The following is a 12,750-nucleotide window of genomic DNA, read 5'->3' on the forward strand; positions in this document are numbered from 1 at the left end:
GCGACGGATCAATATCTTGCGCCACCCTTCCCGGCGGAGCACGGGGTGCGGATCAGCGCCCCATCCAGGCGAGAACCAGCGCCAGGCCCAGCAGGCCCGCCCAGCTGCGCCAGAGCGCGGCAGAGGCCCGTTCGATCTCCGCCGGGCCGGGATCGCGGCGGCCGGCGGGGTTCACCCAGGGGAAGTCCTGCAGGACCCCGTCGTAGCTGCGCGGCCCGGCCAGCGCCACGCCCAGCACCGGCGCCAGCGCCGCCTCGGGCCAGCCCGCGTTGGGCGAACGGTGCAGGCGGGCGTCCGCCGGGACCTGCGGCCAGTGCCGCCAGGCGCCGTGGACCAGCAGAATCAGCACCGCCGTCAGCCGCGCCGGGATCCAGTTCAGCGCGTCGTCCAGCCGGGCGGCGGCCCGACCGAAGGCCTCATGCCGCGGGGTGCGGTAGCCGATCATGCTGTCGGCGGTGTTGACGGCCTTGTAGGCTAGCATCCCCGGCAGCCCGGCCACGGCGAACCAGAAGGCGGGCGCGACGACCCCGTCGGAAAGGTTCTCCGCGGCGCTCTCGATCGCGGCGCGGGCGACCTCGGCAGCGTCCATCCCGCCGGTGTCCCGGCCCACGATCATCGCGACGGCGCGGCGGCCCTCCGGCACCCCCCGCCGCAGCGCGTCGGCCACGGCGCGGACATGATCCACGAGGCTGCGCTGCGCCAGCAGGATCGCCGCGGCAGCGATCTCCAGAAGGCCGAAATCGGGCAGCCAGGCGATGGCCGCGCCAAGCGCCAGCGCGCCCGAGACCAGCAGGGCGACCGCCAGCGCGCCTTTCGCCTGCCGTCGCGTCCCCCGGTTGAGCCGCGCGTCCAGCCATCCGACGGCGCGCCCCATCGCCACCGCGGGATGCGGCAGGCGGGACCAAAGCCAGTCCGGCTCTCCGAACAGCGCGTCGAGGATCAGCGCGAGCGCGAGCATCAGGCCAGCGCCGCCGCCACCCGGTCCCAGCCCGCGGCAGCGGGCAGGCCCAGCCGCAGCCATGTCCGCGAATAGGGGAAGACCCGCGACCAGATCCGGTGGGACGCAAGCCGCGCCTGGAAGGCCGGCGCGTCCCCCACCTCGTAGAGCCGGAAGAGCGGGGTGCCGCCCAGCACACGCCCATGCGGCGCCATCAGCGCGTCGAGCCGGGCCGCATCGCGATGCAGCCGCGTGCGCGTCGCCGCCGCCCAGTCCGCGTCTGACAGCGCCGCGGTTCCGATGGCCAGCGCCGGACCCGCGACCGGCCAGGGCCCCAGCCCGTCGCGCAACGGGGCGAGTGTCTCGGGCAGGCCGATGGCGAAGCCCAGCCGCAACCCGGCGAGCCCCCAGAACTTCCCGAAGGACTTGAGCGTCACCGCCCCGGGCCGGTCCCAGAGCCGAAGGCTCGCCGCAGGGTCGACGTCGCAGAAGCTCTCGTCGACGACCGTCAGCGGACCCGGCCGGGGCAGGTCCGCGCGCGTCCAGACCCGCCCGTCCGGATTGTTCGGATGCACCACGATGCAGGCCCGCCCCTCCTCCGGCGCGGCATCCGCCACGGGGATCCCTGCGGCGGCTAAGGCGGCGGCATGCTCGTTATAGGTCGGTCCCGGCACATGGATCGGCCCGCCCCTCGCCAGCGCGGGCATCCGCGCGATCAAGGCAGAGGCGCCCGGCGCGGCGATGATGCCGATCTCCTCCGGCACCGACCACGTCGCGCGCGCCGCGCGGATCAGTGCGTCCTGCGCATGAGTGTCGGGCAGCGCAGTCCAGACCTCCGGCGGCAGGTCGGGCAGCGGATAGGGTTCCGGGTTGATGCCCGTCGACAGGTCGAGCCAGTCGGCCCGCGCGCCGCCATGCCGCCGCCGTGCCGCGTCCAGCCCGCCGCCATGGTCGCGGGGCGCGCCCATTTCAGCCGAGCGGCGGGTGCCGGGTTACGAAATGCCCCTTCACGGCCTGCGGCCATTCCCGGAAGGGCACGACACCGGTCGGCGAGGCGGCATGACCCGCGGCATAGGCGACGATGCCTTCCGCGGATTCGGCCGAGGGTTCGAACCGGCCCAGAGTATAGGCCATCTTTCCCGGCGCCTGCAGCGTCACGTTGCAGGCGCCCGCGCAGCCCATCAGGCAGGAATGCCGCCGGGTCACGACGCCCGGCGCGCCCGCGGCCGCGGCCTCGACGAGCGTGGCCAGACGCTCCCCGTCGGTCGCGCCGGAGGTCGCGTCCCAGCCCTCGCGCTTGCAGGTGTCGCAGATCGTGATGGTCGTGGTCATGGCCCGCTCCCGGCGTTCTCGGTCGGCGCCTGTCGATCACAGCGTCCCGGCGAGGACAAGCGTCGGCGGGCGACCGCCGGCCTTATCGCCGCCAGGGCGGAAACCCGCCGATGACCCCCGATCGGTCCCGGTTATTTAACCGCACGTTAACCATCCTCGGAGGAGTATCGGATCAAGAGAAGGCAGGGCTGTGGAGACCGCGACATGAACGAGAAATCTCCCTCCGCGGCGACGATCTGCCACGCCGCGGAAGCCTCCTCCGACGACCGCCCGCTGGTGCTGAGCGTCGGCTTCGCCCTGAAGGCCGGGTCCGAGGCGACCGCCGAATTGAACGCCTTCCGCAGCGAGGTCGCCCACAGCCAGGCGCAGGCCGTTGCGATGATGTTCGAATTGCAGCCCGCCGTGGTGCTGATCGACCTCGGGCTCACCGATGGCAGCCCGCTCGCCGTGGCCGATTTCGTCAGCTTCCGGCACCCCGACGCGCGGGTCATCTTCGTCAGCGACACGGCGATGTTCTCGGACGGATCGCTGTTCCAGCACTGCTCCAACGTCCGCGCCCATGTCCCCCGTGGCATGGCCGAGCCCGACATGGTCGCGCTCGTCGCGCATCACGCCACGGCGGACACGCAGCGGCGCTAGAGCGCCGGGCGCGAAGTCGACCGGAAGGCCCGCTGCCGCGCATCGTCCGCCGGAGACCCCTCCGGGCGTTCTCGACGTAGATGGGGCCGTCATACGCCCGGGCCGCGGGCTTCACGCGGCAGCGGGCAGCGCCTCGCGCCCATGGGGTGCGGTCCAGTCGATCTCCGGGTTGATCGGAATGATCCGGTGCGGGTTTATGCTTTCGTGGCTGTAGTGATAGTGCCGCACGATATGCGCCATGTTCACCGTCCCGGCCACGCCGGGGATCTGAAACAGTTCCCGCGCATAGGGCCAGAGGTTCGGATAGTCGATCAGCCGCCGCCGGTTGCACTTGAAGTGCAGGTGGTAGACCGGGTCGAAGCGCAGCAGCGTCGTGAACAGCCGCCAGTCGGCCTCGGTGAGCCGGTCGCCCGCCAGGTAGCGCCGTCCGGCCAGCAGGCCGTCGAGCCAATCCATCGTCGCGAACAGCGGGTGGACCGCGGCGTCGTAGGCCTCCTGCGTGGTGGCGAAGCCGGCCTTGTAGACGCCGTTGTTGAGCGTGTCGTAGACGCGGTCGTTGATCCGGTCGATCTCCGGGCGCAGCGGTTCGGGATAGAAGTCGAGATCGTTGCCGGTCAGCCCGTCGAAGGCCGAGTTGAACATCCGGATGATCTCGGCGCTCTCGTTCGACACGATGGTCTCGCGCTCCCGGTCCCAGAGGACCGGCACCGTCACCCGGCCAGACACGTCGGGCTTGGCCTTGACGTAGATGTCGCGAAGGAACGGCAATCCATAGAGCCTGTCGCCGGTGGCGCCCGCGGGGTCGGTCTCGAAGGTCCAGCCGTCGCCCAGCATGTCGGGATGCACGACCGAGACGCCGATCAGCTCCTCCAGATCCTTGAGCGCGCGGAAGATCAGCGTCCGATGCGCCCAGGGGCAGGCCATCGAGATGTAGAGGTGGTAGCGCCCCGCCTCGACCGCGAAGCCGCCCTCGCCCGAGGGGCCGGGCGCGCCGTCCGGGGTGATCCAGTTGCGGAATCCGGCCGTCGAGCGCACGAACTTCCCGCCGGTCTTCTCGGTGTCGTACCAGTCGTCGTGCCACGTGCCGTCGATCAGCTGTCCCATGGGGTGCCTCCATCCGTTGCCGCATGGAAGGTAGCACCCCGCCTTCCGGGATAAACCGATCCCGCCGCACGGAGGGCCTGCGCCTGCGAACCGGGCGCCCCCGTCGCCTGCCCGCCCTGCCGTTCGGTGCAGGCCCTTTCGAGCGTTCGAACGCACTCGCCACGCGACCCCCGAAACGTTCCTCGGAGAGAACCCTGCACCTTCGGGCTTTCGGCTGGTGGAGCGTCTGCGCCCCCTGCCGGATCGCCGGAGCCTCAGCCGTCGAACAGCCCCGCGACGCGCCCGGTCAGCATGAAGGCCCGAGCCGTGCGGCTGTCGGCGAAGCGGGCGAGCTGGGGGCCCGTCGCGTCCTGGGCGAAGCTCGGGAAGACCTTGTCGAAAGTCTGCAGGAACAAGTGAACCGCGTCGCGGAACACCGGATCGTCCTTCATCCGCCGCGCCGTCAGCGCCAGCGAGGAGCGGTCCTTGACCCCGCCGAGCGCCGCGATGGACGGACCCCGCGCCCCTTCGGCGAAGGACCGCCAGGTTTCGGGCGTGGCGCGGTGGGGCGAGAAGTCATCGACATAGATCCCGTCCTGCGCAAGCAGCGTCAGAACCTCCTGCGCCGCAGCGACCAGCTGCGCAGTCGGGCGGTGGGCCAGCGCGCGGCGCAGCACCTCGAAGCCCTCGGCATCGCGGTCGTTGTTGGGGAAGTTCAGCGCGCGGATGAAGTCGGCCGGGGGCAGGGGCGCGCCGGGCTCGGCCTCCTCGAGGGCGAGCTTCGGCTGTGCCGGGGACACGGCCTCGGGACGGGCGGGCGGCGTCAGTACGCGTTCGGGCTGCCGGTCGGCGGGGCGGTCGGCCTGCAGCCCGGCGATCTCGGCCCCGAGTACGGCCTGCGCGCGGGTCACGCCCTCCAGCCGCTCCTGGACGGCGCGGCGCAGGTGGGCGCCGGCGGCTTCCTGGCTCTCGACATAGCTGAGGCGCATCGCGTCGATGGCGGCCTGCAGCCGCGCGCTCTCCTCGCGCATGGTGCGCGCGGTGCGCGCCGCCGAGGCGGCGACCCAGATCAGCGCGACGGGAAGGAAGATGCCCATGACGGACATCATGAAGGCCAGGGGATCGCCCCGCGCCACGTTGCCCTCGGCCCCGGTGACGGCGAGGAAGAACCAGCCGACCACGCCCAGCCAGAGCAGGGTCACGACCAGCGCCGCGATCTCGACCGCGGTGATGCCGCCCGAGACGTGCGGCACGGGCAAGGGGCGCGGGGCTTCGCTCATGTCAGCGGTAGGAGACGGCGGTGACCTCGTAGTCGCGCACGCCGCCGGGGGTGCGCACCTCGACCGAGTCGCCCTCCTCCTTGCCGATCAGGGCGCGGGCCAGCGGCGACTTGATGTTCAGAAGCCCGTTCTCGATATCGGCCTCCTGCTCGCCGACGATCTGGTACGTCTTCTCCTCCTCGGTCTCCTCGTCGACCAGCGTGACGGTCGCGCCGAACTTGATCGAGCCCGACAGCGTCGCCGGGTCGATCACTGAGGCGAGGGAAATCAGCCCCTCCAGCTCCTTGATGCGGCCTTCGATGAAGGACTGCTTCTCGCGGGCGGAGTGGTATTCGGCATTTTCGGACAGGTCGCCATGCTCGCGCGCCTCGGCAATGGCGCGGATGATCGCGGGACGCTCCTCGGACTTGAGCGTCTTCAATTCGGTCTGCAGCGCGGCCATGCCGCGCGGGGTCATCGGGATCTTTTCCAAAGGTCTCTCCTGCGGCGGGGGCGGCCCACGCCGGTCGAATTCGATTGGCCAGACACTAGGCACGGCGCGGGCGGGGCGCAACGGGGCGCGCGCGGTCAGCCGGGCAGGGCGGCGACGAGAGGCCGGGGCAGCGCCGCGCGCAGGCCGGACAGCGGCTCCATGCCGCCGCGCAGGTCCATCACCTGCATCCCGGCGGCCCGCGCCGCCGCGACGCCCGCGGCGGAGTTCTCGACGACGAGGCAATTCTCGGGGGCCACGGCCAGTATCGCGGCGGCGAGGTGATAGCAGTCGGGGGCGGGCTTGTCGGCGAGGACATGATCCTCGGTGACGATGGCGTCGAACCGCTCGGGCGCGAGGCCGATGCCCTCGAAGAACGAGACCGCCCATTCGAAGGGCGTCGTCGCGACGAGGCCCAGCGCCAGGCCCTGCGCCGCGATCGAGTCCAGCGTGTCGACCAGCCCGGCCCGCATCCGAATCGGCCCGCGCGCGAGAGCGGCCTGGTAATGGGCGTTGCGGCTGCGCAGCACGGCATCGATCGGGACGCGGCCCTCCTGTGCAGGGTCGGGCATGCGCCCGGAAAGCCGGGATCGGCCGCCGCGCGGCCCGAAAGACAGGCTGTGGTCGAGAAATGCCTGGCGGAAGGCTTTCCGCCAAAGGTCGGACGTGTCCGACAGCACCTCGAGCGAGCCCAGGAGAATCGCCTTCATGGGTCGTGGGCTTTCGATCTTCGCGCGGGACTGCGCCGTGAGCGGTCGCTCGCCTTAAAGGTGAGCCGGCGGGGCGCTGGGCGCAAGGGGAAACTCCGCCATTCGCCCCCGAATGAACAACGTTTAAGCGGCGAGCGGCGCCTCGCCCTCGATCATGCCACGATCGAGGGCCCGGTCGCCCGAGACCGCCGAATGGTCGCCCCGGTGCAGCATGCAGCGGTTTTCCCAGATCACCCCGTCGCTCGGCCGCCGGGTGTGCCGCATCTCGTGCCCCGGGTCGGTCGCGTGGGCGTAGAGTTCGACCGGGAGCTCGGGCTTCCGCGTCCCGCCGGGCAGGAGCAGGTCGGTGCAGCGCTCGGGCGTGGACAACCACAGCGCGACGCGGCCCGAGACGGGATGCCGCCGGAACAGCGGGTGCCAGGGACGGCTCTGCGCGCCTTCGGACGGGGTGACGCCCGTCACCTCGTGCAGCACCTGCGCCCCCTGCAGCCGCTCCCGCAGGGCGGGGGGCAGCCGGTCGCAGGCGTCACGGAGATTGATGAAGACGGTCTCGCCGCCAGCCTCGGGCATGCGCTCGGCCTTCAGCGCGGTATAGGCGGGCGGTCCTCATAGGATGTGTCGGTATGGAACACGCTACGCGGCGGCCGGGTGCGGCCGGCATTGGAGACGACGTTCAGAAGAGGCTGCTCGGGATGTGGGGCCTCGCCATCGCGCGGGCGGTCTCCGGCTCCGGCGTGCAGGTGGCGGCGGTCCAGGGCGTGGGCGGTCTCCGGGCGTGCAGCGCGTCGCCCCGGAGGGAGGGGCCCGGCGACCGGCGGCCAGTCCGCGCCGTCAGAGCCTGCCGGAGACCCCGATCTCGGCGCTGCCGGTGACCGTCACGCCGGAGCGGCGGGCCTCCTCCTCGACCTCGGAGGGGGGCACGGGCGGGCCGTCGACGCCGCAGGCGCCCAGCAGGACCAGAAGGACCGCGGGGAGAAGTCTCATGCCAGTTTCTCCTTCCAGCGCGCCGCCTGGGCGCGCACGTTGTCGGGCGCCGTGCCCCCGTAGGAGGTGCGAGAGGCGACGGAGTTCCTCACGCCCAGCACCTCGAACACGTCCTCGGTGATGCGCGGCTCGACCGCGTGCATCTGTTCCATCGACAGCTCCGGCAGGTCGATCCCCGCCTCCTCGGCCAGCTTCACCAGCGCGCCGGTGACGTGATGCGCCTCCCGGAAGGGCAGGTCCAGCACCCGCACCAGCCAGTCGGCGAGATCGGTGGCCGTCGAGAAGCCAGAAGAAGCCGCCGCCTCCAGGTTCTCCTTCTCGGCCGTCATGTCGGACACCATCCCGGTCATCGCCGCCAGCGCCAGCATCAGGCTGTCGGCGGCGTCGAAGACCTGTTCCTTGTCCTCCTGCATGTCCTTCGAATAGGTCAGCGGCAGGCCCTTCATCACCGTCAGCAGCGCGACCTGCGCGCCGAGGATGCGCCCTATCTTGGCGCGCAGAAGCTCGGCCGCGTCGGGGTTGCGCTTCTGCGGCATGATCGAAGACCCGGTCGACCAGCGGTCCGACAGGCGCACGAAGCGGAACTGCGCGCTGGACCAGATCACCAGCTCCTCGGCGAGGCGCGACAGGTGCATCGCGCAGATCGTCGCCGCCGACAGGAACTCCAGCGCGAAGTCGCGGTCGGACACGGCATCGAGCGAATTGGCCGCCGGCCGGTCGAAGCCCAGTTCCTTCGCCGTCATCTCGCGGTCGATGGGGAAGCTGGTCCCGGCCAGCGCCGCCGTGCCCAGGGGGCATTCGTTCATCCGCCGCCGGGCGTCCTGCATCCGTCCCAGGTCGCGGGCGAACATCTCGACATAGGCCAGCATGTGATGGCCCCAGGTCACCGGCTGCGCGGTCTGCAGATGCGTGAAGCCCGGCATCACCCAATCCGCGCCCGCCTCGGCCTGGTCGACCAGCGCGGCCATCAGCCGGGGCAGCGCGTCGATGGCCGCATCCGCCTGGTCGCGCACCCACATCCGGAAGTCGAGCGCGACCTGGTCATTCCTCGACCGCGCCGTGTGCAGCCGTCCGGCGGGGGCCCCGATAAGCTCGGTCAGCCGCGCCTCGACGTTCATGTGGATGTCCTCGAGCGCGGTCGAATAGTCGAATGTCCCGCTCTCGATCTCCGACAAGACCGTGAGCAGCCCTTCCCGGATCGCCTCCGCGTCGCTAGCTGTCACGATGCCTGTGGCGGCCAGCATCGCGGCATGGGCCCGGCTGCCTTCGATGTCCTGCCGCGCCATGCGGCGGTCGAAGCCGATGGAGGCGTTGATCGCCTCCATGATCGCGTCCGGGCCTTCGGCGAAGCGGCCCCCCCACATGGTGTTGGATTTGGTCATCGAGGTCCCGATCATGCTGCATCGACTTGCCTTCGCGCTATACTTGGGCGGCCTGTCGCTCGCCACCCCCGCCGCGGCCCTCGACGCCGCGCTGCTGACCGGCACGATGTCCCGGCTCGATCCGGCCGAGACGCCCTGGTCGCCCGAGGTCGAGACATTCGCGCGCGAGGACAGCACCCGCGGCCGCCTGTCCGATTATGCCGGAGAGGTCGTGGTGCTGAACTTCTGGGCGACCTGGTGCGCGCCCTGCAAGGCCGAGATGCCCTCGCTCCAGGCGCTTCAGGACGCGCTGGGCGACGAGGGGCTGGAGGTCGTGACCGTCGCCTTCGGGCGCCACAACCCGATGCAGATGAAGCGCTTCTGGGAGGAGGCAGGCATCACGTCCCTGCCGCTCCATCTCGATGCGGGGTCGGAGCTGGCGCGCGCCTTCGGTGTGAAGGGCCTGCCGCATACGGCGATCCTCGACCGGGAGGGCCGCGTCCTCGCCGAGCTCGCCGGCGAGGCCCACTGGGACGCGCCAGAGACGCTGGCGCTGTTGCGGTCGCTGCTCGCGGAATAAACCGCGCGACGCCCCTTGCCAGCGCCGGTCCGCGCCCAATCTCTTCCCCGGTCCCGGGGCGCGACCCTCGAGGGCGACGTGCGGAACGGCCGAAGGACCTCACTTCATGGACATTCTCCTGGTGCTCGCAGGCCTCGTGGCGCTGCTTCTCGGCGGCGGCTGGCTGGTGAGCGGGGCCGTGGGTCTTGCTGCACGGATGGGGCTGTCGCCCCTGGTGATCGGCGTGACGCTGGTCGGCATGGGCACCTCCATGCCGGAGCTTCTGACCTCGCTGCGCGCCGCGCAGGCCGGCGCGCCGGACCTGGCGCTGGGCAATGTCGTCGGCTCGAACATCGCCAACATCCTGCTGATCCTCGCCGTCGCCGCGCTGATGGCGCCCATCGTGATCGAGCGCCGGACCTTCCTGCGCGACGGGATCGTGCTGCTGGCGATCAGCGTCGCGGGCGCGCTGTGGCTCGGCTTTGCCGACGGGCTCGACCGGATCGGCGGCGCGGTCTTCCTCGGCGCGATGGCGGTCTGGATGACCTGGCAGCTGCGCACGGGCGCGGCCGTCGAAGAAGTCGAGGCGCCGCCGATGGGTCGCGCGATCCTGCTCTTCGCGCTGGGCCTCGTGGGCGTGCTGCTCGGCGCGGAGTTCCTGGTGCGCGGCGCGATCGGCCTGGCCCGCGGGTTCGGGATCAGCGAGGCGGTGATCGGGCTGACGGTCGTGGCGGTCGGCACCTCCCTGCCGGAGCTTGCCGCCTCGGCCGCGGCGGCGCGCCGGGGGCGCGGCGACCTGGCGCTGGGCAACGTGCTGGGGTCCAACGTCTTCAACCTGCTCGGCATCCTCGGGGCGACGGCGCTGATCGCGCCGCTCGACGCCTCGCCGCGCTTCGCCAGCTTCGACCTGCCGGTGATGGTGGCGGTGACTGCCGCGCTGCTGGCGCTGGGGGCCTCGGGGCGGATCGGGCGGCTCGGGGGCGGGGCCTTGCTGGCCGGGTACGCGGTCTATCTCTGGACGATGATCTGAATCCCGGCCGGACCGATGCCGCGCTGCGGCGCGGCACTTGCATCGCTGCGGGGCAGAATGTAGCGCAGGGCCAGAACCTGACGCAATATCCTTGCCCGGAGACCGATCCGCCATGAGCTTCCGCCTGCAGCCCACGCCCGCCGCCCGCCCGAATCGCTGCCAGCTCTTCGGCCCCGGCTCCAACCCGAAGCTCTTCCCGAAGATGGCCGCGAGCGCGGCGGACGTGATCAACCTCGACCTCGAGGACAGCGTCGCGCCGACCGACAAGGACGCTGCCCGCGCCAACGTCATCGAGGCCATCGGCGCGCAGGACTGGGGCAACAAGACGCTGTCGGTGCGGATCAACGCGCTCGACACGCCCTACTGGTACCGCGACGTCGTCGACCTGCTGGAGCAGGCCTCCGAGCGGCTCGACCAGATCATGATTCCGAAGGTCGGCTGCGCCGAGGACCTCTATGCCGTCGACGCGCTTGTGACGGCGGTCGAGGCAGCGAGCGGGCGGTCGAAGAAGATCGGCTTCGAGGTCATCATCGAGAGCGCGGCCGGACTGGCCCATGTCGAGGCCATCGCCGCCGGCTCGCCACGCCTGACCGCCATGAGCCTCGGCGCCGCCGATTTCGCGGCCTCGATGGGCATGCAGACGACCGGCATCGGCGGCACTCAGGAAGACTACTACATGCTGCAGGACGGCCAGCGTCACTGGTCGGATCCCTGGCACTGGGCGCAGGCCGCCATCGTCGCCGCCTGCCGCACCCATGGGGTGCTGCCGGTGGACGGGCCCTTCGGCGACTTCTCCGACGACGAGGGCTTCCGCGCCCAGGCGCGCCGCTCGGCGGTGCTGGGCATGGTCGGCAAATGGGCGATCCACCCGAAGCAGGTGGCACTCGCCAACGAGGTCTTCACCCCCTCCGAAGGCAAGGTCGCCGAGGCACGCGAGATCCTCGCCGCGATGGAGAAGGCCAAGGCCGAAGGGGCAGGGGCCACGGTCTACAAGGGGCGGCTGGTCGACATCGCCTCGATCAAGCAGGCCGAGGTCGTCGTGCGCCAGGCCGAGCTGATTGCCTCGAATTCTTGACATTCGGCGTTCGGCGAAGCGGGGTTCTTCGGTCTAGACTGCGCGGGAGGCATCTGACCGGAGGCCCGCGTTGCTGCACCCACAGGCCATTCTCGACATCGCCCTCAGCATCGGCCTGCTGACCCTGCTGGTCGGCAATTACGGCATCCTGCGCCGGCGCCTTCCGGGCACCTGGCTCGCGCCGCAACTGCTGGGCCTGCTCTTTGGTGGGGTGGCGGTGCTGATGATGAACATCCCGCTGCAGCTTGCCGACGGCGTGATCGTCGACCTGCGCGTGGTCCCGATCGTGCTGGCCGGGGCGTTCCTCGGCTTGCGCGGGGCGATGATCGCGGTGGTGATCGCGACGGCGATGCGGCTCTGGGTCGGCGGGATCGGCTGGATGTCCGGGGTCACGGCGATCTGGATGGCGGCGGTGGTCGGCATGTCCTGGTCCTTCGCCACGGTCGGGCCGGCGCACCGCCCGATCCGCAGTTCAGTCGCGCTGGGAATGGGCTGCTGGCTGACGATGGCGGCCGCGCTGCTTCTGCCCGCCGAGCTCGCGCTGCAGTTCTTCAGGCACAACGCCGCGCTGCTCGGCGGGGTCTATCTGACGGTCGTCCCGGCGCTGGCTCTTCTGCTGGAACGCCAGCGGGTGGACATGCAGCGCGAGGCCTGGGCCCGCGCCGCGGTCGGCGCCCGCACCGCGCCCACCTTCGAGGGGGCCGAGGCGCTGGCCCGCAGCCTGGCCGCGGCCGAGGCCGCCGGCCGCTTCCGCGACGGGGCCGTGGTCCTGTCGCTGCGCGTCCGGTCCAGCCGCCTCGCACTGTCGCTCTGGGGGCCGGAGGTCGAGGTGGCGGTGCTCTGCGTTCTGCGCGATCGGCTGCTCGCCCTGCTGCCGCCGGGCGCGAAGCTCGGCATGATCGAGCACGGCACCGTGCTCGCCTTCCTGGAGCGGGGCTCGGTCGGCGACGCCGAGGCCATGATCGCGCGGACCTGCGACTTCGCCACGAAGGAGCCGATCGCGATGCCCGGCATGGCCTCGGTCCGGCTGCGGATGGAGGGGCGCGCGGCGGGGTTCGACGTCCTGCCGACCTACCGCGAACTCGCCCGCGCCTTCGACCCGGGCGGGTCCCGCGCGGCGCATCCCGCGCCACCGCCCGCCGTCACTGCGCAGGGCACGCCCTCGGGGGTCGCCCGGCTGTTCAACGCCGCCGACCGCCTGTTCGAGGTCAGGCTGATCGGCCCTGCCACCGACCGGGACCGCCTGACCGGGCTCTGAGCGTCGGTTGCATCGTCCCCGCGGCCCCGCCAT

Annotated in this window: 14 protein-coding genes and 1 pseudogene; 5 read left to right on the forward strand and 10 right to left on the reverse strand. The window is 71.5% G+C overall.

Going from position 1 to position 12,750, the window contains the following annotated elements:
• Positions 1-52: 52 nt before the first annotated feature.
• The 3 genes from cbiB to DR046_RS06740 are packed head-to-tail and all read right to left on the reverse strand — an operon-like array spanning position 53 to position 2,269.
• Positions 53-961, reverse strand: a complete 909-nt coding sequence (gene cbiB / locus DR046_RS06730; protein ID WP_245190836.1) for an adenosylcobinamide-phosphate synthase CbiB — start codon at positions 959-961, stop codon at positions 53-55.
• On the reverse strand, positions 958-1,905 hold the full coding sequence (locus tag DR046_RS06735; RefSeq protein WP_115381229.1) for a threonine-phosphate decarboxylase: 948 nt from the start codon (positions 1,903-1,905) through the stop codon (positions 958-960). Before DR046_RS06735 ends, cbiB begins: the two co-directional genes overlap by 4 nt.
• 1 nt (position 1,906) lies before the next feature.
• Positions 1,907-2,269, reverse strand: a complete 363-nt coding sequence (locus tag DR046_RS06740) for a DUF1636 family protein (RefSeq protein ID WP_115381231.1) — start codon at positions 2,267-2,269, stop codon at positions 1,907-1,909.
• Positions 2,270-2,473: 204 nt separating this feature from the next.
• Between DR046_RS06740 and DR046_RS06745 the strand changes: the two genes are divergently transcribed.
• Positions 2,474-2,908: a response regulator gene (locus DR046_RS06745; RefSeq protein ID WP_115381233.1), complete on the forward strand. Its 435-nt coding sequence runs from the start codon at positions 2,474-2,476 to the stop codon at positions 2,906-2,908.
• Between the two features lie 111 nt (positions 2,909-3,019).
• Here the strand turns inward: DR046_RS06745 and DR046_RS06750 are convergent, their stop codons facing one another.
• The 7 genes and pseudogenes from DR046_RS06750 to argH all read right to left on the reverse strand — a co-directional run bounded on the left by DR046_RS06750 (position 3,020) and on the right by argH (position 8,816).
• A complete protein-coding gene (locus DR046_RS06750) occupies positions 3,020-4,012 on the reverse strand; it encodes a glutathione S-transferase family protein (RefSeq protein WP_115381235.1) in 993 nt (330 codons plus the stop codon).
• Positions 4,013-4,266: 254 nt separating this feature from the next.
• Positions 4,267-5,271, reverse strand: coding sequence for a hypothetical protein (locus DR046_RS06755; RefSeq protein WP_115381238.1), 1,005 nt, complete (start codon positions 5,269-5,271; stop codon positions 4,267-4,269).
• Between the two features lies 1 nt (position 5,272).
• Complete coding sequence (gene greA / locus DR046_RS06760; RefSeq protein WP_115381240.1) at positions 5,273-5,743, reverse strand: transcription elongation factor GreA; 471 nt, start codon at positions 5,741-5,743, stop codon at positions 5,273-5,275.
• 95 nt (positions 5,744-5,838) lie between these two features.
• Positions 5,839-6,450: an HAD family hydrolase gene (locus DR046_RS06765; RefSeq protein ID WP_115381242.1), complete on the reverse strand. Its 612-nt coding sequence runs from the start codon at positions 6,448-6,450 to the stop codon at positions 5,839-5,841.
• A gap of 123 nt (positions 6,451-6,573) precedes the next feature.
• Positions 6,574-7,041, reverse strand: a pseudogene (locus DR046_RS06770) (TauD/TfdA dioxygenase family protein); the annotation flags it as partial.
• A gap of 240 nt (positions 7,042-7,281) precedes the next feature.
• Positions 7,282-7,434, reverse strand: a complete 153-nt coding sequence (locus DR046_RS23575; protein WP_167766944.1) for a hypothetical protein — start codon at positions 7,432-7,434, stop codon at positions 7,282-7,284.
• Positions 7,431-8,816: an argininosuccinate lyase gene (gene argH, locus DR046_RS06775; protein ID WP_115381368.1), complete on the reverse strand. Its 1,386-nt coding sequence runs from the start codon at positions 8,814-8,816 to the stop codon at positions 7,431-7,433. Before argH ends, DR046_RS23575 begins: the two co-directional genes overlap by 4 nt.
• A gap of 13 nt (positions 8,817-8,829) precedes the next feature.
• Here argH and DR046_RS06780 point away from each other — a divergent pair, with 13 nt between their 5' ends.
• From DR046_RS06780 to DR046_RS06795, 4 genes are all read left to right on the forward strand, one after another.
• Positions 8,830-9,375, forward strand: a complete 546-nt coding sequence (locus tag DR046_RS06780; protein ID WP_245190832.1) for a TlpA family protein disulfide reductase — start codon at positions 8,830-8,832, stop codon at positions 9,373-9,375.
• 106 nt (positions 9,376-9,481) lie between these two features.
• Positions 9,482-10,384 carry a calcium/sodium antiporter gene (locus DR046_RS06785; protein WP_115381245.1) on the forward strand — a complete coding sequence of 301 codons (903 nt, stop codon included), beginning with the start codon at positions 9,482-9,484 and terminating at the stop codon, positions 10,382-10,384.
• Between the two features lie 112 nt (positions 10,385-10,496).
• Positions 10,497-11,459 (forward strand): L-malyl-CoA/beta-methylmalyl-CoA lyase, encoded by a 963-nt coding sequence (locus tag DR046_RS06790; RefSeq protein WP_115381247.1) that lies wholly within the window; start codon positions 10,497-10,499, stop codon positions 11,457-11,459.
• A gap of 70 nt (positions 11,460-11,529) precedes the next feature.
• Positions 11,530-12,717, forward strand: a complete 1,188-nt coding sequence (locus DR046_RS06795) for a LytS/YhcK type 5TM receptor domain-containing protein (RefSeq protein ID WP_115381249.1) — start codon at positions 11,530-11,532, stop codon at positions 12,715-12,717.
• Positions 12,718-12,750 lie beyond the last annotated feature (33 nt).

It is taken from the genome of Jannaschia formosa (assembly GCF_003340555.1).
In the GTDB taxonomy this organism is placed as follows: Bacteria; Pseudomonadota; Alphaproteobacteria; order Rhodobacterales; family Rhodobacteraceae; genus Jannaschia; species Jannaschia formosa.